Annotated in this window: 20 protein-coding genes; 6 read left to right on the top strand and 14 right to left on the bottom strand. The window is 71.2% G+C overall.

Features of this window, described 5'->3' with window-relative positions; genetic code table 11:
• Positions 1 to 126: 126 nt before the first annotated feature.
• Together ACYVF7_RS48780 and ACYVF7_RS48775 are read right to left on the bottom strand one after the other, a co-directional pair.
• Complete coding sequence (locus ACYVF7_RS48780; protein WP_460353221.1) at positions 127 to 1,497, bottom strand: ATP-binding protein; 1,371 nt, start codon at positions 1,495 to 1,497, stop codon at positions 127 to 129.
• The gene (locus ACYVF7_RS48775) at positions 1,494 to 2,168 is read right to left on the bottom strand and encodes a response regulator (protein ID WP_460353219.1); all 675 of its coding nucleotides are present in this window, start codon (positions 2,166 to 2,168) and stop codon (positions 1,494 to 1,496) included. Before ACYVF7_RS48775 ends, ACYVF7_RS48780 begins: the two co-directional genes overlap by 4 nt.
• Positions 2,169 to 2,288: 120 nt before the next feature.
• Between ACYVF7_RS48775 and ACYVF7_RS48770 the strand changes: the two genes are divergently transcribed.
• Together ACYVF7_RS48770 and ACYVF7_RS48765 are read left to right on the top strand one after the other, a co-directional pair.
• Positions 2,289 to 2,642 carry a hypothetical protein gene (locus ACYVF7_RS48770; protein ID WP_460353216.1) on the top strand — a complete coding sequence of 118 codons (354 nt, stop codon included), beginning with the start codon at positions 2,289 to 2,291 and terminating at the stop codon, positions 2,640 to 2,642.
• Positions 2,608 to 4,377, top strand: coding sequence for a transglycosylase domain-containing protein (locus tag ACYVF7_RS48765; RefSeq protein WP_460353213.1), 1,770 nt, complete (start codon positions 2,608 to 2,610; stop codon positions 4,375 to 4,377). Before ACYVF7_RS48770 ends, ACYVF7_RS48765 begins: the two co-directional genes overlap by 35 nt.
• A 392-nt stretch (positions 4,378 to 4,769) precedes the next feature.
• On the opposite strand, the gene ACYVF7_RS48760 is transcribed toward ACYVF7_RS48765, so the two are convergent.
• The 7 genes from ACYVF7_RS48760 to ACYVF7_RS48730 all read right to left on the bottom strand — a co-directional run bounded on the left by ACYVF7_RS48760 (position 4,770) and on the right by ACYVF7_RS48730 (position 9,825).
• The gene (locus tag ACYVF7_RS48760; protein ID WP_460353211.1) at positions 4,770 to 5,540 is read right to left on the bottom strand and encodes a hypothetical protein; all 771 of its coding nucleotides are present in this window, start codon (positions 5,538 to 5,540) and stop codon (positions 4,770 to 4,772) included.
• A 111-nt stretch (positions 5,541 to 5,651) separates the two neighbouring features.
• Positions 5,652 to 6,389 carry a dethiobiotin synthase gene (bioD, locus tag ACYVF7_RS48755; RefSeq protein ID WP_460353209.1) on the bottom strand — a complete coding sequence of 246 codons (738 nt, stop codon included), beginning with the start codon at positions 6,387 to 6,389 and terminating at the stop codon, positions 5,652 to 5,654.
• A gap of 103 nt (positions 6,390 to 6,492) precedes the next feature.
• Complete coding sequence (locus ACYVF7_RS48750; RefSeq protein ID WP_460353207.1) at positions 6,493 to 7,125, bottom strand: Uma2 family endonuclease; 633 nt, start codon at positions 7,123 to 7,125, stop codon at positions 6,493 to 6,495.
• The gene (locus ACYVF7_RS48745; RefSeq protein ID WP_460353204.1) at positions 7,122 to 7,784 is read right to left on the bottom strand and encodes a Uma2 family endonuclease; all 663 of its coding nucleotides are present in this window, start codon (positions 7,782 to 7,784) and stop codon (positions 7,122 to 7,124) included. Before ACYVF7_RS48745 ends, ACYVF7_RS48750 begins: the two co-directional genes overlap by 4 nt.
• 107 nt (positions 7,785 to 7,891) lie before the next feature.
• Positions 7,892 to 8,644 (bottom strand): GntR family transcriptional regulator, encoded by a 753-nt coding sequence (locus ACYVF7_RS48740; protein ID WP_345439551.1) that lies wholly within the window; start codon positions 8,642 to 8,644, stop codon positions 7,892 to 7,894.
• 15 nt (positions 8,645 to 8,659) lie between these two features.
• The gene (locus ACYVF7_RS48735) at positions 8,660 to 8,971 is read right to left on the bottom strand and encodes an aminotransferase class I/II-fold pyridoxal phosphate-dependent enzyme (RefSeq protein ID WP_460353201.1); all 312 of its coding nucleotides are present in this window, start codon (positions 8,969 to 8,971) and stop codon (positions 8,660 to 8,662) included.
• Complete coding sequence (locus ACYVF7_RS48730; protein ID WP_460353200.1) at positions 8,893 to 9,825, bottom strand: aminotransferase class I/II-fold pyridoxal phosphate-dependent enzyme; 933 nt, start codon at positions 9,823 to 9,825, stop codon at positions 8,893 to 8,895. Before ACYVF7_RS48730 ends, ACYVF7_RS48735 begins: the two co-directional genes overlap by 79 nt.
• A gap of 38 nt (positions 9,826 to 9,863) precedes the next feature.
• Here ACYVF7_RS48730 and ACYVF7_RS48725 point away from each other — a divergent pair, with 38 nt between their 5' ends.
• On the top strand, positions 9,864 to 11,366 hold the full coding sequence (locus ACYVF7_RS48725; RefSeq protein WP_460353197.1) for a histidine kinase N-terminal domain-containing protein: 1,503 nt from the start codon (positions 9,864 to 9,866) through the stop codon (positions 11,364 to 11,366).
• A gap of 143 nt (positions 11,367 to 11,509) precedes the next feature.
• On the opposite strand, the gene ACYVF7_RS48720 is transcribed toward ACYVF7_RS48725, so the two are convergent.
• Together ACYVF7_RS48720 and ACYVF7_RS48715 are read right to left on the bottom strand one after the other, a co-directional pair.
• Positions 11,510 to 11,764, bottom strand: coding sequence for a WhiB family transcriptional regulator (locus ACYVF7_RS48720; RefSeq protein ID WP_360892601.1), 255 nt, complete (start codon positions 11,762 to 11,764; stop codon positions 11,510 to 11,512).
• Between the two features lie 650 nt (positions 11,765 to 12,414).
• Complete coding sequence (locus ACYVF7_RS48715; RefSeq protein ID WP_460353195.1) at positions 12,415 to 12,945, bottom strand: diacylglycerol/lipid kinase family protein; 531 nt, start codon at positions 12,943 to 12,945, stop codon at positions 12,415 to 12,417.
• Between the two features lie 84 nt (positions 12,946 to 13,029).
• On the opposite strand from ACYVF7_RS48715, the gene ACYVF7_RS48710 reads away from it, so the two are divergent.
• Positions 13,030 to 13,407, top strand: coding sequence for a hypothetical protein (locus ACYVF7_RS48710; RefSeq protein WP_460353193.1), 378 nt, complete (start codon positions 13,030 to 13,032; stop codon positions 13,405 to 13,407).
• A gap of 181 nt (positions 13,408 to 13,588) precedes the next feature.
• On the opposite strand, the gene ACYVF7_RS48705 is transcribed toward ACYVF7_RS48710, so the two are convergent.
• Together ACYVF7_RS48705 and ACYVF7_RS48700 are read right to left on the bottom strand one after the other, a co-directional pair.
• A complete protein-coding gene (locus tag ACYVF7_RS48705; protein WP_460358526.1) occupies positions 13,589 to 14,347 on the bottom strand; it encodes an RNA polymerase sigma factor SigF in 759 nt (252 codons plus the stop codon).
• Positions 14,348 to 14,453: 106 nt separating this feature from the next.
• Positions 14,454 to 14,873 (bottom strand): ATP-binding protein, encoded by a 420-nt coding sequence (locus tag ACYVF7_RS48700; protein WP_460353190.1) that lies wholly within the window; start codon positions 14,871 to 14,873, stop codon positions 14,454 to 14,456.
• 214 nt (positions 14,874 to 15,087) lie between these two features.
• Here ACYVF7_RS48700 and ACYVF7_RS48695 point away from each other — a divergent pair, with 214 nt between their 5' ends.
• On the top strand, positions 15,088 to 16,191 hold the full coding sequence (locus ACYVF7_RS48695) for a cobalamin-independent methionine synthase II family protein (RefSeq protein ID WP_460353188.1): 1,104 nt from the start codon (positions 15,088 to 15,090) through the stop codon (positions 16,189 to 16,191).
• Positions 16,192 to 16,327: 136 nt separating this feature from the next.
• Here ACYVF7_RS48695 and sodN read toward each other — a convergent pair whose 3' ends face one another.
• Entirely contained in the window at positions 16,328 to 16,729 is a 402-nt protein-coding gene (gene sodN, locus ACYVF7_RS48690) for a superoxide dismutase, Ni (protein WP_460353185.1), read from the bottom strand.
• 88 nt (positions 16,730 to 16,817) lie between these two features.
• Here sodN and sodX point away from each other — a divergent pair, with 88 nt between their 5' ends.
• The gene (gene sodX, locus ACYVF7_RS48685) at positions 16,818 to 17,159 is read left to right on the top strand and encodes a nickel-type superoxide dismutase maturation protease (RefSeq protein WP_460353183.1); all 342 of its coding nucleotides are present in this window, start codon (positions 16,818 to 16,820) and stop codon (positions 17,157 to 17,159) included.
• The last annotated feature ends 6 nt before the right edge of the window (positions 17,160 to 17,165 follow it).

The raw sequence follows: 17,165 nt of genomic DNA, 5'->3' as shown, positions 1-17,165 counted from the left end.
GATGTACTCCGCAGCCGGCCAGGGCGCACAGCGCCGCTGCCGGCACGACCCCGCGTAGGCCGTGTCCGGCGGATCCACGTCCGGCTGCGAACAAGATCGGCCGGACACGCCCCAGGCTCCGGCGGATCATGCCGGGATCCGGACGATGAAGACCGCGCCGCCGCCCGGCGCGTTCGCGGCCTCGACGGTGCCGCCGTGCAGGGCCGCGTTGGCCTGGGCGATCGACAGGCCGAGCCCGGTGCCCTTGCCCGCCGGCCGCGCCGGGTCCGCCTTGAAGAAACGGTCGAAGACGTACGGCAGCACGTCCTCGGGGATGCCGGGGCCGTGGTCGATCACGCGTACCTCCAGTCCGGGCCGGCCCGTGATGCGGACCGGCGGGGCGCCGTGTCGCAGCGCGTTGGCCACGAGGTTCGCGATGATCACGTCGAACCGCCGGGGGTCGAGCCGTACGCGCAGGCCGGGCGGGATCTCGATGACGACCTGGTCGCTCCAGCCGCGCGTGGTGACGCACTCGCGGACGAGCCCGGCGAGCGGCACGTCGTCCAGGGTGAGGTCGGCCGTCCCGGCGTCCATCCGGCTGATCTCGAGGAGGTCCTCCACGAGGGAGCCCAGGCGGCGGGTCTGGTCGGCCACCAGCCGGGCCGCCGTGCCGGTGTCGGACGGGAGCCGGGCCGTGTCCTCCTCGAGGAGGCCGGTGACCGCGGTCATCGCGGCGATCGGGGTGCGCAGCTCGTGCGAGACGTCGGCCGCGAACCGCCGCGCGGTCGCCTCGAGGCGGCGCAGCTCGCGCACGGTGTCCTCGAGGGAGGCCGCGCTCTCGTTGAAGATGCGCGCGACGTCGGCCAGCTCGTCGCGGCCGCGCACGCGGACGCGGGCGCCCAGGTCTCCCGCGCCGAGTGACCGGGCGGCCCGGGCCAGCCGCCGCAGGGGCCGCAGGACGCTGCGCCCGAGCAGCGCCGCGAGCACCACGGCCAGGACGATCGTCAGCGCCCCCGCGCGCGTCAGCGCGCTCTGGATGCGGTGCAGGTCGGCGTTCTCCTTGGCCAGTGAGGCGAACACGACGACGGTCAGCGGCAGCGGCCCGCCGCCGCGGGCCTGCACGCGGGTGCCGACGACCAGCCACGGCGTCCCGCGCAGGACGACGCGCTGGAAGTAGAGCCCCTTGGTGACGTGGGTCGCCAGGCCGGTGGGCACGTCGTTCAGGCCGAACTCGCCCGTGGCGATCACCGTGGTGCCGTCGGTGACGACGACGTACCGGTCGGGGCGGACCAGCGCGGCGGCCACGTCCCGCAGGGTCTTCTCCGGCACCGGAGCGGTCAGGTCGCCGGGCACGTTGTGGGCGAGGGTCTCCCGGGTGTCGACGAGGACGGCGTCCTGGGCCCGCTGCAGGATGGCCCGGCGGACGAAGACGTAGCCGATGCCGGCGACGAGCGCGGTCGAGGCGAGACACGCGGCGACGAACGCGACGAACAGGCGCCCGCGCAGTCCGCTGATCACGGTGCCGCGAACCGGTAGCCGAAGCCTCGCACCGTCTGGATCAGCGTCGGCGCGGCGGAGTCCGGCTCGATCTTGGCGCGCAGGCGCTGCACACAGGCGTCCACCAGCCGCGAGTCCCCGGCGTAGCCGTGATCCCACACCTCCCGCAGCAGGTGCCCGCGGGTCAGCGCCTGCCCGGGATGACGGGTCAGCTCCAGCAGCAGCCGTAGTTCGGTCGGGGTGAGGTGCAGGTCCACGCCGGCCTTCGTGACGCGCAGCGCCGCCCGGTCGATGACCAGGTCGCCGAACGTGGACCGGACCATCGGACTGTTCTCCGCGCGGCGCAGGACCGCGCGGATCCGCGCGTCGAGCACGGCGGGCTCGACCGGCTTGACCACGTAGTCGTCGGCGCCCGCCTCCAGCCCGACCACCACGTCCAGGCTCTCTCCGCGCGCGGTCAGCAGGATGATCGGGATCTGGTCGGCCTTGCGGAGGCGACGGCACACCTCCACCCCGTCGAGCCCGGGCAGCATGACGTCCAGCACCACGATCTCCGGGCGGCGCGCCCGTGCGTACTCCAGCGCCTCCTCACCCGTCGTCCGGGCGGTGACGGAGTGTCCCTGACGGCTCAGGGCCAGTTCCAGACCCGTACGAACCGACGGATCATCCTCGACGAGCAAGATCGCTACCACGCGCCCATTATCGAGATACCGGCCCGGCGGCGTGCTCCTGTCACGGAATCAAGACATTTTCCGGGAAGTGAGACGACACCCCGACAGCTTGATGATCTTCCGTGTCCAGGGTTGTCAGACATGGTGGGAAGACGAAGACGCGAACGGAACCGGTGGGTCCGGTACGCGGTGCTGGGGCTGCGCAGCCTCATCCCGCGCAGGGGCCGCAGGTGGCGCCTGGTCCGGCGGACCGGATACGTGTTCGGAGGTCTCCTCCTCATCCTCGGGGTGGCCATCGGAGTGATGTACACGCAGGTCAAGGTGCCCCCGGTCAGTGCCGCGGCGCGGGCGGAGGCCAGCATCCTCTACTACCGGGACGGCACTCAGCTCGCCCAGGTCGGGCGGCTCAACCGCGTCGCCGTGCCGCTGAGCGCCGTGCCAGGCGCACCTGCGCGGCGCCGTGCTCGCCGCCGAGCAGCGCGGCTTCTACCGTGACCCGGTCGTCTCGCCGGTCGGCATGGGCCGCGCGGTGTGGGCCGCGGTGTCCGGCGGAGCACGCCAGGGCGGATCCGGCATCGCCCAGCAGTACGTCAAGGTCGCCTACCTGGACCCGCGCCAGACCCTCACCCGCAAGGTCAAGGAGTTGGCCATCGCGGTCAAGCTGAGCCGGTCCCGGTCCAAGGACTGGATCCTCGAGCAGTACCTCAACACCGTCTACTTCGGGCGCGGGGCGTACGGGGTGCAGGCGGCCGCGCAGGCGTACTTCCGCAAGGACGTCGGCGCGCTCACGCCCGCCGAGAGCGCGCTGCTGGCCGGGGTGATCCAGGCGCCGTCGTACCTCGACCCGGCGCTCGGGCACACCGCCAAGACGCAGGCCCGCTGGCGGTACGTCATCGACGGCATGATGACCACGGGTGTGCTGCCGAAGGGACCGCGGCCGGCATTCCCGAAGGTCGCGCCCGCCCACAGCGACCCGCTGTACGGCGGGCAGCGCGGCTACCTGATCGAGCGGATCACCAGCGAACTGCACGCCCGCGGTTTCGACGACGACGCGATCTACCGGCGCGGCCTGCGGGTGACCACGACCCTCGACCCCGCGATGCAGGCGGAGGCGCCGCGCGCGGTGGCCGGGGCGCTCGGCAAGGACAAGGACCTGGAGGCCGGGCTCGTCTCGGTGCGGCCCGGCACCGGCGACATCCTCGCGGCGTACGGCGGGCGGGACTATCTCAAGCACCAGTTCGACAACGCGTTCCTCGCCGACCTGCCCTCCGGGTCGTCGTTCTTCCCCTTCATCCTGGCCACGGCGCTGGAGAACGGGATCGGGCTGCGCAGCACCGTCGACGCCTCGCCGATGAAGGGCGTCCTCAACGACGACGATGACAAGGGCGGCGCGATGGGCCTCCTGCCGGCCCTCGGCCGCTCGTACAACACGGCGTTCGCGCGCCTCGGCGCCAAGACCGGAGCGTCCGCGGCGGGCCGCCTCGGTCTGCCGGCACGGTCATCGCCGCCCCGGGTGCACGCCGTCGACCAGGCCGCGGCGTACGCCGCCCTGGTCGACGGCCGGTACGCGGCGCCGCACATCATCTCCCGCGTCAAGGACTCCTCCGGGAAGACGCTGCTGGCCGTACGGCCCAGCGTCCGCCGGGCGATCTCGGCGGGCGCGGCGGCGGACGTCACCTTCGCCCTGCGCTTCCCCGCCGTGGTCACAGGCGCCGGACTACCCGCCGACGCGAAGAAAGCCGACCCGCGAGCCGCCGATGCGAAGAAGTCCGTCCTGCGACCCGTCCTGCTCGACCGGCCGATGGCCGGCAAGATCGGCACGACGGACCACAACGCCGCGGCCTGGTACTGCGGCTACACGCCGAACGTCGCCACCGCCGTGGTCACGTACCGCGACAGCAACCTTCCGTTGATCAATCGCGGTGACGCCCCCCTGCGCGAGACCACGAACACACCGGCCGCGATCTGGCAGGCGTTCATGACGACGGCCGTCGCCGCCGACCCCGGCCAAGAGTTCCCGCCGCCCGTCTGGGTCGGGAAGACCCGCCGGTTCGCGACGCCCAGCCCGAGCCCCACGCCGACCGTCTCGTCGCCCACCGCACAGCCGTCCAAGGGGATCCCCGCGGGCGTCGCGCCCAAGCCGACGCAGCCCTTCGAGCCACCGGACGTGCGCAAGCAGAAACAGGCGGCGAAGAGGGCCCACTCGCCCGTCGGAAAGGCGTCGCCCTGAGGGCCTGACCGACCGCTCGTCCCCGTTGATCCGTCGCCGATGCCGCTTCCGGCATCGGCGACGGATCACGAGTTCCGGGGTGGCCGGCCGGGATCGTGAACCCAGCGCTTACCGATGCGTTGCCGAGACAGTTGTTGATCATGGCTCTGACCTCGCAGGATGCTTAAGCCATCGCCGCACCGCAAAGTGATCGAGCGACCAGGTGCGCGCGGTGACGAGAGGAGGCGCGCGATGACCCGCAACGACATCGGCTGGCCGTAAGGCCCGAACGACCTGGCAGCGGCCGGCCCCGCATCCGGGGGGCCGGCCGCCTGAGTTTTTGGCTGCAGACCGAAGACAACGCGGCGAGGCGCGCTCTGGACGCCGCGCAGCCGGGCGGAGATCCACCGGATCTAGGCGAGGGCGGAGCAGCTGGCCTCGTCGGGAAGGAGCGGCCGGAACTGCACCCGGTAGGGCCGGCCGTGGTCCTCCCAGTCGCTCCACCGGCCGGCCGGCGAGGACAGCCGCACGGCTGTACGGGCGTCCGCACCCGTGAGCAGGGTGCAGATCTTCGTGCCCACCCGGGTGCCCGAGCCGAGGGGAGCGGTGAACGGCCAGCTCCGCGCCCCGGCCGCGGCCCCGGGGACCGCCAGTGCCGCGACCTTGGCCGGGCGGTACGGGCGCGGCGAGGCCGCCAGGTCGCCGCGCGGCCACTTGGCCGGATCGAGCCGGGCCAGGAACGCCGCCGTTCTGGCGTCGGTGGCTGGCTGAACGACCTTCGTCGTACGCGGCCGCCCGTCCACGACGAAGGTGATGACCTTGTACATGGCATCCGCCACGTGCGGACTCGCCACCGTCCGCGGCGTGGCGAGCCCGGCCTCCTGAGCCGCCGCCACGAGCCCGCGCAACGCCTGGGGCGTCAGCCGGTACTCCGTCAGCGGGCCGGACCCGGCGATCGCCCGCCCGTCGCCGTACAGCGAGAAGTCCGGCAGGCTCCCCGGGCCGCCGAGCCCGGCGAAGCCCCCGCTGGTACTCGTCCGCAGGACCAGCCCCCGGCCCAGCGTCACGGGCGCCGAAGACGGCGCCGGAGGCGACGAGGGATCGAGCTTGGCCTCCGAACGTCCAGAACAGCCGGCCGCCGCCAGAACGGCTCCGGCGCATGCCACCACGATCATGGCCTTCATAGGCGATCGCTCCTCAGTGCGTGGCGCGTCCCCAGAAGTCAGACGTGCTCCGAGGCCGCGCGGTTCCCTGACAGGTCGGGGGGAGCGGGTCGTTGGGAGGGGGAGTGGAGGTCACGGGATGAGATCCCAGGTGCGGGCGCGGGCGGCGCAGTCCTCCCGGAAGGCTGCCGCGTCGAAGACGCCACCGAGATGCGGGGCGAGACCGTCCCGGGCGGCGAGCAGGAACTCCGGGCCGTCGAGCCGCCCCGACCGCTCGGGCAGCGCCCCGGACAGCGGACGGGCGGCGATCGTCTCCAGGTCCCGGGCGTTGCACAGGTCGTCCAGGCCGGGCCGGTGCGGCCAGGCGCCGATGACGACGCCGGCCAGCTCCAGGCCGTGGTTCGCCATCGCCTCCAGGGTCAGCGCCGTGTGGTTCAGCGTGCCCAGCCCCGGCCGTACCGCGACCAGGACGGGCGCCCGCAGCGAGTGCGCGAGGTCGGCCAGCGTCGCCCCGTCATCGTCGAACCGGACCAGCAGCCCGCCGGCCCCTTCGACGATGACCAGGTCACGATCGAGCGCACGGATCCGCTCGGCGGCGGCGACCAGGTCGGGAGACGGCAGCTCGGCCCGCCGGGCGGCCGCGGCCGGGGACAACGCGTCGGTGTAGCGGGCGAACTCGTGCAGGTCGCCGACGCCCGCGAGCCGCCGGACCTCGTCCAGGTCCCCCGGCAGCCCCGGCCGCGCCCCGGTCTGCGCGGGCTTGACCACCGCGACCGACGCCCCCCGCGCCCGCGCCAACGCCGCGACCGCCGCGGTGACGACCGTCTTGCCCACTCCGGTGTCCGTCCCGGTGACCACGAGCACACTCACCCTCGTGACTCTAACCAGTCACGGCGCCCGAGTGTCGGAGGCTCATCGCCGCGGCTCGTCGCGCCTCTGACCACGAACACCCTCGGCGCGAACGGCCCGGAGCTCAGTCCCAGGGCTCCCAGTCGTCGGTCGGGATGTCCAGCCCGAACGGTTCCGGCAGGTGGATCGTCTCCCCGAACTTCCAGGTCGTCAGCGTCTCGTAGGTCCCCGCGTGCACGTCCGGCCTGGCGTAGAGCGTTGTACGAGGCATCTGGGGGTCACGATCGACGAGCAGGTAGTACGGGATTCCGGTCGCGGCGTACCCGCCCCATTTCGTGGGCTTCATGCGCAGCTGACCCGGTTCCCGGTCGTTGGCAGCGTTCGACGGAGACGTCACCTCGACCGCGAGATCGACTTGAGGAGGCAGCAGGTACCGGGCGCCTGTCTGCCGTGCTTCGCGGGCGACCTCGACATCGATCACGAGAAGGTCGGGAACATATCCGTCGCCGAGCCGCATGAGATTCAGGTCGGTCGTCTGGACGCAGCGCCAGGAGAATTCTGTTCGGGTCGCGCGCGCCTCCGCAAAGCGATCATTGATGTCGCCGATGACCAGGCCGTGCGTCAACGTCGGTCCGGGCGATATGGCGATCTCTCCCCCGATGACCTCGACCCTGGTGCCGTCGTCAGGGAGGCGGAGGAAGTCGGCCAGCTCTCTGCGGACCCACAGGTCGTACGGCGTGTCCGGGAACGACCTCAACGGGGAAGTTCGTCCCAGGGCTCCCACTTGTCAGTGGGGATCGCGAATCCGAATGGATCCGGTAGGCGGATGGTCTCCCCGAACTCCCAGGATTGAAGGTGCCGGTACATGCCGCTGCTCCGGTCCGGATTGGAGAAGAACAGGGTCTGTGCGGCACGGGGGTCGCGATCGACCAGAAGGTAATTGGGGATTCCGGCCTGGGCGTAGCCGCTCCACTTGGTGGCGGTGCCGCGTCTCGGCCCCGGCTGACGGTCACATGCGGCGTTGGAACGCGAGGTGACCTCGACGACCAGACTCACCTGATCTGGAAGAAGGTGCCGGACATCGGCCTTTCGCGCTTCGTCATGCATGTCGACGTCCAGGACGATGAGATCCGGAATATAGCCGTCGCGGATATCGCTCAGATTCAGGTCGGTTACCTGCACGCAACGCCAGCGGAAGGTCGGATCCGCGATTCTTGCTTCGACCATGCAGTCGGCGATGTCCTGCACGATGCCGTTATGGCCAAAGGTCGGACCCGGCGACACGACGATTTCCCCTCCGATGACCTCGACTCTGGTGCCGTCGTCAGGGAGGTGGAGGAAGTCGGTCAGTTCACCGCGCACCCAGAGGTCGTACGGGGTGTCCGGGAGCGTGTAGTAATGGGCCACCGCGCTCACGTTGTGTGACTCCTCCCTCACGATCAGCTCCGGTCATCGTAGGGAACCTGCTCACTGTCCGTACCTGGAACCGTACATTCCCCGGCGTTCGTTGTCGGGAGGTGAGGCTAGGGAGTCTGGTCGCGGCGGCGGAGGCGGGTGATGAACTTGTAGCGGTCGCCGCGGTAGAAGGACTGGGCCCATTCGACGGGGTGGCCGTCGAGGTCGAAGGCGTGCCGGGACAGCAGGAGCAGCGGCAGGCCGACGTCGACGCCCAGGAGCTGGGCGTCGTCGGGGGTGGCCAGCACGGTCTCGATCGTCTCCTCGGCCTCGGCGAGGTGGACGTCGTACGCGGTGGCGAGTGTCTCGTACAGGGAGCCGTGGCGCGGGAGCTCCTTGCGGAGGCCGGGGAAGCGGCGCGCGGGCAGCAGGGACGTGTCGATCGACATGGGCTCGCCGTCGGCGAGGCGGAGGCGGTGGATGCGCAGGGCGCGGCCGCCGGGGCGGATGCCGAGCAGGCCGGCGACGCGTTCGTCGGCGGTGACGTAGTCGATGTCGAGGATGCGGGTCTCGGGGCTGAGGCCGTGGTGCCGCATGTCCTCGGTGTAGCTGACGAGCTGCAGTTCCTGGGCGACCTTCGGCTTGGCGACGAACGTGCCCTTGCCCTGGATGCGCTGCAGGCGTCCTTCGATCACGAGCTCGGCGAGGGCCTGCCGGACGGTCGTGCGGGAGGTGCCGTACTTCTCGGCGAGGGTGCGTTCGGGCGGCAGGGGGCTACCGGGGGTGAGGGCCTCGGTCAGCTCGATGAGGCGCTTCTTCAGCCGGTAGTACTTCGGGACCCGGGGTTCGATCCCTAGCTCAGGTGCCCGTTCAGCCGTCACGCGCTCTCCTAACGTTCATCGCCGCGTCGCTCCGGCGTTAGGAGCAGGGTACGGTCTGGAATCTTCCTTGACAGTAGCCAGGGCCTCGCAGGCTACTGTGAGATCTGCCTCGCTCAGGTCGGCGCGGGCGGCGAGCCGCAGGCAGGCGCGTCCTTCCGGCACCGACGGTGGCCGGAAGCAGCCGACCCGCACTCCTTGTTCGGCGCACAGCTCCGCGGCGCGGACGGCGTCGTGGGGGGCGCCGATGATCACCGGGACGACGGCGGCGGCCGGGGACGTGGTCTCCAGGCCGAGTTCCCGCGCGATGCCGGCGAGCGGCGGGCGCATTCGCGGGCGCGTTCGGGCCGGTCCGGCTCTTCCGCGAGCACGTCGAGGGCGGCCAGGGCCGCGCCGGCGCACGCCGGCGCCAGCCCGGTGTCGAAGGCGAAGGACCGCGCGGTGTCCACGAGGGTCTCGACGACCTCCGGGGCGCCGAGGACGACGCCGCCCTGCGCGCCGAGCGACTTGGACAGGGTGGCGGTGAGGACGACGTCGGGCTGTCCGGCGAGACCGGCGGCGTACGCGGCGCCGCGGCCGTCCGGCCCGACGACGCCGAGTGCGTGGGCCTCGTCGATCACGAGGATCGCGCCGTGGTGCCGTACGACCTGGTGCAGTTCCCGGAGCGGCGCGATGTCGCCGTCCACGGAGAACACCGCGTCGGTGACGACGATCGCGTCACGCGCGCCCTCCAAGGCGGCATCGACCGCCGCGATGTCCCCGTGCGGAGACACCGTGACGGCCGCCCGGGAGAGGCGGCAGCCGTCGATCAGCGACGCGTGGTTGCCCTGGTCGGACACGATCACGCGGGGGCGCAGCGCGGTGACGGCACCGACGTTGGCGAGGTAGCCCGAGGAGAACACGAGCGCGGACGGCATGCCGGTGAACTCCGCGAGGCGGTGCTCCAGCTCGGTGTGCAGCTCCGTCGTCCCGGTGACCAGCCGGGACCCGGTCGAACCCGCGCCCCACGTCCGTACGGCCTCGACGGCCCCTTCGATGACCCGCGCGTCGCCGGACAGGCCCAGATAGTCGTTGGAGGCCAGGTCGAGGAGCCGGGGGACGGCCGGGCGGGGACGGAGCGTACGGTGCAGCCCGGCGGCCGTGCGTTCGCGTGTCGCGGCCGTCAGCCGCAGAAGAGGGTCCACCCGGAAATCATTCCAGCCCCGCCTGCGATTATGCAGAGGTGCCCACGTTGACCGACCTGACCCGGCAGCACACCGATCTCGACGCGGCGGACCTCGAATGGATCCACGCCCTCGTGTCGGACTGGCAGCTGCTCGCGGACCTGTCCTTCGCCGACCTGGTGCTCTGGGTCCCGCTGACCTCGCATCGTCCCCGGAAGAACGGCACCGTGGACGGCTGGGTGGCGGTGGCCCAGATCCGGCCGACGACGGGCCCGACGGCCTACCCGGACGACCTCGTCGGCATGGTCGCCGATCCCGGGACACGCGGCCTCATCGACGTGGCGTGGGCGGAGCAACGGATCTGGCGGGAGGGCGATCCCGAGTGGGGGAGCGGCATCCCGGTCCGGGAGGAGGCCATCCCCGTACGCCGGGGCGACCGGATCCTCGGCATCATCCAGCGCAGCACGAACCTCAGCTCCGCGCGTACGCCCAGCCACCTGGAGCTGACGTATCTGCAGAGCGCCAGCGACCTGGCGAAAATGATCAACGAGGGGCGCTTCCCGTTCCCCGGCGAGGAGCCGAACCTCGCGCGGTCGCCGCGCGTGGGCGACGGCCTGGTCCGGGTCGACCACGACGGGCGGGTGCTCTACGCCAGTCCCAACGCCCAGTCGGCGTACCGCAGGCTGGGGCTGGCCACCGACCTGGAGGGCACGCTCCTGCGGGACACCACGGCGCTGCTCGTCAGCGCCCCGGTGGACGACTCGCTGGCGGTGGTCGCCGGCGGGCGCGCCGCCCGCGAGACCGAGATCGAGGCGAACGGCGCGATCGTCCAGCTCCGGGCCATCCCGCTGATCGTCGACGGCGAGCGGACCGGCGCGCTGGTCCTGCTGCGGGACGTCACCGAGCTGCGCTGGCGCGACCGGGCGCTGATGAGCAAGGACGCGACGATCCGGGAGATCCACCATCGGGTGAAGAACAACCTGCAGACCGTCGCGGCGCTGCTGCGCCTTCAGGCGCGGCGGCTGCGGGTGCCGGAGGGGCGGGAGGCGCTGGAGGAGGCGGTGCGCCGGGTCGGTTCGATCGCGATCGTCCATGAGACGCTGTCGCACACGCCCGACGAGCTGGTCGACTTCGACGACATCGCGGACCGGGTGATGGCCATGGCGGGGGAGGTCTCCGCGCCGGAGACCCGGGTGCGCCCGCGGCGGGTCGGCGGCTTCGGGGTGCTGCCCGCGGTGATCGCCACGCCGCTCGCCATGGTCCTGGCCGAGCTGCTGCAGAACGCCCTGGAACACGGGCTGGCCAACCGCGCCGGATCGCTCGAGGTGGTGGTGACCCGGGGCGAGGAGCGGCTCAAGGTCCTCGTCGCCGACGACGGGAGCGGGCTGCCGGCCGACTTCGACGTCGAGTCGGCCTCGAGCCTGGGCCTGCAGATCGTGCGGACGTTGATCGTGGGGGAGCTGGGCGGGGTCATCGACCTGCGCCCGCGTTCGGGCGGGGGCACGGAGGTGGTCCTGGACATCCCGCTGGACCAGGGGCCGCGCACCGCGCCGCCGAGCTGACCAGCGGTCTGGGGCCCGGAAACGAGTTGATCAGCGGTCCAGGGCCCGGAAACGACCGACGCCCGCGGCCGTTGGGCCGTGGGCGTCGATGCCGTCCGCTGTCGTGGACCGACCTGCGAACCACGATGCGGCGTCGTCTGTGTTCAGGCGTGGGCGCGAGCGCGGGCGCGGGCGTTCCGGCGCTTCAGGGCGCGTCGCTCGTCTTCGCTCAGGGCACCCCAGACGCCGGCGTCCTGACCGGAGGTCAGGGCCCAGCGCAAGCAGGCGTCGGTCACCGGGCAGCGGCGGCATACCTGCTTGGCCTCCTCGATCTGCACCAGCGCGGGGCCGGTGTTCCCAATCGGGAAGAACAGCTCGGGGTCCACGTCACGGCAGGCAGCGCGGTGGCGCCAGTCCATGCGGTCCACTCCTTCGTAGCGCGTGAAGTGTCGACTCCACTTGTGAACGGTTTCACGATGTCGCGAACAGTCCGTGGACCTTGGGTGTGGGTCCGGGGAGTGTTCATGGCGGTCTCGACCAGGGGCGATACCCGAATGCCGCGCGCCACTTAGAGATTCCCAGGGCGTCAGAGAGGGCGCAAGACCTTTGAGAAAACTTTCTCAAAGTATGGCTGTCGTGTGTGTCACATGACCGAAACATGAACGTCGCTTCGTGACTCAGATCACGATGCGAACCGCCTTGGGAACGGACCGGAAGGTCACGGCCTCGCGTTGACCGAGGTAGTCCCCGTCGACCTGGAAGGCGATCGGCCGGTGCGACCGCAGCGTGAACTCCGGCAGGTCGTGCACGCTCACGACATGGCCCCCGCGCGGCTGCCGCTTGAGCGGCGGCAGGATCTGCGGCAGCACGCTCAGCGTGGACAGCAGATCCAGCCGTCGCAACCCGAACAGGTCGAGGCCGGTCGCGAACGCCGCCCGCGGGTTCGGGTCGACCGGCCACGGCCCGGCGTACGTCCACGGCGAGGTGTTCGACACGATGGTCAGGAAGATATGCCCGAGCGGAGGCTTGCCGGGCACTTCGAGCGTGAGCGCCGGACGCCGGCGGTCCGTCAACACGAAGAACTGGCGCAGCGCCGTCCGGATGTACAGCGTGGAGTAGGCGCGGGACCCGGCCGACCGGAGCTGCTCGACGGCGTGGACCACCTCCGCGTCCAGCCCCAGGCCGGCGCAGAAGGTGAAGTAACGACTGTCGGCCATGCCGAGCCCCACGGTCCGGTGCCGGCCCGCAGCGCCTCCAGCACCTGGCCCGCGGCGTCGAGCGCGTTGTTGGGCAGGCCCAGCGAACGCGCGAAGACGTTCGCGCTGCCCGACGGGACGACCGCGAGAGCCGGCAGATCCTCCGACGGGCCGTTCGCGAGCAGCCCGTTGACGGCCTCGTTCACGGTGCCGTCGCCGCCCAGCGCGATGATCACGTCGTAGCCCTCGCCGACCGCCTGCTCGGCCAGCTCGGTCGCGTGCCCGCGCCGCTGGGTCTCGGCGAGCTCCAGCCGCACCTCACCGGCGAACGCGCGCATGAGCACGTCCCGGGCTCGCCGTGACGTGGTGGTCGCCTTCGGATTGGCGATCAAGAGTGCGCGCACGACCAAAAGGGTAGTTCACCGCAGAACAGGGGAAGGCGCGGCCTGGGCATCACGGGCGGGCGTGCCCTACTAGTGTTCCTGGATGTGTCCACACGTCCCGCCACCCTGAGCGCCGCCGCCGCCGTCGAGGCCCTGGAAGGGGTCGCCGTGCTGGCCGTCGGCCTGTACGTCGGCATCGAGGCCGTCATCGGCCGTCCCCACGACCTCGCGAGCGCCGTCGCCCTCGCCCTCATGGCTGTCCTCGGCGGCGCCGGCATCATCGCGGTCGGCTGGGGACTGTGGCAGGTACGCCGCTGGGGGCGTGCCCCGGCCCTGCTCACCCAGATCTTCACTCTGATCATCGCCGTGTCGATGTTCCAGAGCCACCGGGCGGCCCTCGGGATCGTCCTCGTGGTGGTGGCCGTCGCGGGTGCCGCCGCGCTGCTCAGCCCGCCCACGACCCGCGCGCTGATCGACGACTAGCCGGAAAACGAAGCACCCCCCGCCACGTGGCAGGGGGTGCTGATCCTTTGCTCAGTGCCCGCTCAGTGCTCGATGGCGCTCGCTCCGCGAGCGCGGGAGCGGGCGCCCAACGCGCCGTCTTCCCTCGTCGCTCTGGTCGCTTCGCTCCCTGCGCTCCTCAGTCCAGACGACGCGCGCCCGCTCAGTCGTCGGCGGTGAGGCCGTCGCGGAGCTGGGCGAGCGTACGGGCCAGGAGCCGGGACACGTGCATCTGGGAGATGCCGAGCTCGGCGGCGATCTGCGACTGGGTCATGTTGCCGAAGAACCGCAGCAGCAGGATGCGCTTCTCCCGGGCCGGGAGCTTCTCCAGCAGCGGCTTGAGCGACTCGCGGTATTCGACCCCCTCGAGGGCGTCGTCGACGATGCCCAGGGAGTCGGCGACCGCCGGAGCGTCCTCGTCGCCGGAGTCGGGGGCGTCGAGGGAGACGGTGGAGTAGGCGTTGGCCGACTCCAGGCCCTCGAGCACCTCCTCCTCGCTCATCTGCAGGTGCTCGGCCAGCTCGCTGACGGTCGGCGCGCGGCCCTCGCGCTGGGCGAGGTCGCTGATCGCCTTGGTCAGCGACAGCTTCAGCTCCTGGAGCCGGCGCGGAACGCGGACGGCCCAGCCCTTGTCGCGGAAGTGCCGCTTGATCTCTCCGACGATCGTCGGCGTGGCGTACGTGGAGAACTCCACGCCCCGCTCCAGGTCGAACCGGTCGATCGACTTGATCAGCCCGATCGTCGCGACCTGCACCAGGTCGTCCAGCCATTCGCCGCGGTTGCGGAACCGGCGGGCGAGGTACTCGACGAGCGGCAGGTGCAGCTCCACGAGCTCATCGCGGATGCGCTGCCGCTCCGGGTCGCCTTCGGGCAGGGTGGCGAGCCGCTCGAACAGCAGACGTGCTCGCGCTCGGTCGGGCACGCCGTGCTCGTTGCCGGCCACCGTGGTCTTCTCGGTCACGCGTCCACCTCGCTCAGCGGCCCGAAGCCGCGTGGGCGGTGGTCGAGAGCCGTGGGGATCGCGGCGTTCACGACGTCTTCCCGCGCCGCTTGTTCATCACGATGGTCACCCGGTCGTCGGCGCCGACCTCGGCGTCGACGTCGCCGGCGAGCGAACTCAGCACCGTCCAGGCGAAGGTGTCGCGGCTCGGCTCCAGACCGTCGACGGTCAGGACCGACACCGAGATGCTCATCGCGTCGTCATTGAGCTGGAATTCGCACGTCAGATCCGTGCCCGGCACCGCCTGGGCGAGGAGCATCGCGCACGCCTCGTCGATCGCGATACGCAGATCCTCGATCTCGTCGAGGTTGAAGTCGAGGCGTGCCGCCAGGCCGGCCGTGGCCGTGCGCAGCACGGAAAGGTAGGCGCTGTCGGCCGGCAGCCGCACGGTCACGACGTCGCGCACGTCGGACACACTCGCCGGCATGGCCGCGGTTTCCTCGGTCACGTCACTCCCTCGTTGGGGCTACCCGCTGCTGTCGAAACTACCGCCTCAACGCACCTGGGCGCGCATCCGGCGCGCTCGGTCGTCGAAGTGATGATCGTAGAGGTGAGGCGGCCTGGTTTCGGTCAGGTCAACGGGTTTCGGTCAGGGTCAAGGGATCGTAGGTTATTGGATCCACCGGAAGATCATCAGTGGTCCGGCAGAGAGGCGTGTGCCGATGGACTTCTCCAGCAAGGCCCTGCACGTGGGCAGTCTGCTACGCCCTCCGATCCTCCTCCAGGCCCGTGAACGCCGTGCGGCCGGGGAGATGGACGGAGAGGAACTGCGGCAGGCCGAGGACCGGGCGATCCTCGAAGCACTCGCCCTGCAGCGGGACAGCGGCATCGGCGTGTACACGGACGGCGAGTACCGCAGGAACGACTTCATGAGCCCCCTGACCGCGGCCACGGACGGCTTCGTCAGCCAGGCGCCCGTGCTGGACTGGAACGCCGAAGGGGAGGAGCGGACCGAGGACGACGCGATCCTCAACCTCATCGGCGGGAGGCTGCGGCACCGGGACCGGTTCACCGACCGGGAGGCGGCCTTCCTGGACGGCCACGCGCCGGGGCCGTGGAAGCTGGCGATCCCCGAGGTCACGAACTTCGTCGTCGCCAACTGGCAGCGAGGCGTGAGCGACGGCGCGTACCCCACCAGGGCCGACATCGTCGACGATCTCGCGGCGGTCGTACGGACGGAGGCGGAGGCGCTCGCGCGGGACGGCGTCCGGCACGTCCAGATCGACGCGCCGTGCTTCACGAGCTTCGTGAACGACCGGCTGATCCCCGTCTTCGAGGCGGAGGGTCTGGACCCGCGAGAGCTCCTGAACCGGTGCGTCGAGGCCGACCGCGCGATCGTCGGCGGCCTGCGCGACGCCGGGGTCGTCGTCGGGATGCACATCTGCCGGGGCAACTACCGGGGCCAGTGGTTCAACGAGGGCGCCTACGACGGCATCGCCGAAGACGTGTTCGGCCGGATCCCCGTGGACCACTGGCTGCTGGAGTACGACACCGAACGCGCGGGGAGCTTGGATCCGATCAAGCATGTTCCGGCCGGTACGACCGCTGTCCTGGGCCTGGTGACCACCAAGACGGGAGCGCTGGAGGACCCCGACGAGCTCGCGCGGCGCGTGGACGAGGCGTCGCGCTTCAAGCCGCTGGAGGACCTGGCGATCAGCCCGCAGTGCGGCTTCGCGTCGGAGGTGCAGGGCAACCCGCTGACCTGGGACGACCAGCGCCGCAAGCTTGATCTCGTCGTGTCCGTCGCACAGCGCGTCTGGGGTTAGGGAGTGTCCGGTGGGTCTTGTTCGCGCAGCCGGAGATCCACCGGACACACCCTGAAAACGCGTATGGCGGGCCGGTCGGTCCCGTGAGGACCGACCGGCCCGCCACCGTCCGATCCTGCAGACGGGACAGGCCGGATCAGGCGTTCTTGGTCTCCCAGAAGATCTTGGCGATCTCGTCGATCTTGGCCAGGAGATCGTCCGCCTTGCCCTTGTCGAGGGTCCCCTTGGTGCCCGCGGCGCCCGCGAGCTTGGTCGCCTCGTTGAACAGCTGGTGCAGCTGCGGGTACTTCTCGAAGTGCGGCGGCTTGAAGTAGTCGGTCCAGAGCACCCACAGGTGGTGCTTGACCAGCTCGGAGCGCTGCTCCTTGATGATCAGGGCCCGGGCGCGGAAGATCGGGTCGTCGTTGGCCTCGTACTTCTCGACGATGGCCTTGATCGACTCGGCCTCGATCCGCGCCTGTGCCGGGTCGTACACGCCACAGGGCAGGTCACAGTGGGCCGACACCGTGGTCTTGGGGCGCAGAAGTCGTGCAAGCACCTGCGTGTCCCTTCCGTTGTTTCGGATCATGCTCCGGTAGCAGACACTACTCCTGATACCCCTTCCCGCTCGCAGAGAGGTATGCCACGTGCAGACGGTCGAGGTGACGGGCGAGTCGATGCTGCCGGTGCTCCGGCCCGGCGACTGGCTGCTCGTACGGCGTGGTGCCCGTCTCGCGCCCGGCCACATCGTGGTGGCACGTCATCCGCGCGAGGCCCGGCTGATCGTCAAACGGGTGGCCTGGCGCGGGCGCGACGGGTGGTGGCTGGAGAGTGACAACCAGCGGGCCTCCGGCCGGCAGGACAGCTGGGACTTCGGCGCCGTACCCGACGACCTGATCGTCGGGCGGGTGATCGCGCGGTACTGGCCCCGGCCCTCCGTACGACTCCGCGCGCCCCGGCGAGGCCGGAGCGCGCGGATGCGGGACTGATCCGGC

Source organism: Actinoallomurus acanthiterrae (assembly GCF_054775715.1).
The sequence above is the reverse complement of the archived record's forward strand: the minus strand, read 5'-3'. Positions and strand labels throughout refer to the sequence as shown.

Coding starts and splice junctions, on each gene's coding strand:
- ACYVF7_RS48770 (WP_460353216.1), top strand. CDS start 2,289: ATGGTGGGAAGACGAAGACGCGAACGGAACCGGTGGGTCCGGTACGCG.
- ACYVF7_RS48760 (WP_460353211.1), bottom strand. CDS start 5,540: ATGAAGGCCATGATCGTGGTGGCATGCGCCGGAGCCGTTCTGGCGGCG.
- ACYVF7_RS48735 (WP_460353201.1), bottom strand. CDS start 8,971: ATGCGCCCGCCGCTCGCCGGCATCGCGCGGGAACTCGGCCTGGAGACC.
- ACYVF7_RS48720 (WP_360892601.1), bottom strand. CDS start 11,764: ATGGACTGGCGCCACCGCGCTGCCTGCCGTGACGTGGACCCCGAGCTG.
- ACYVF7_RS48695 (WP_460353188.1), top strand. CDS start 15,088: ATGGACTTCTCCAGCAAGGCCCTGCACGTGGGCAGTCTGCTACGCCCT.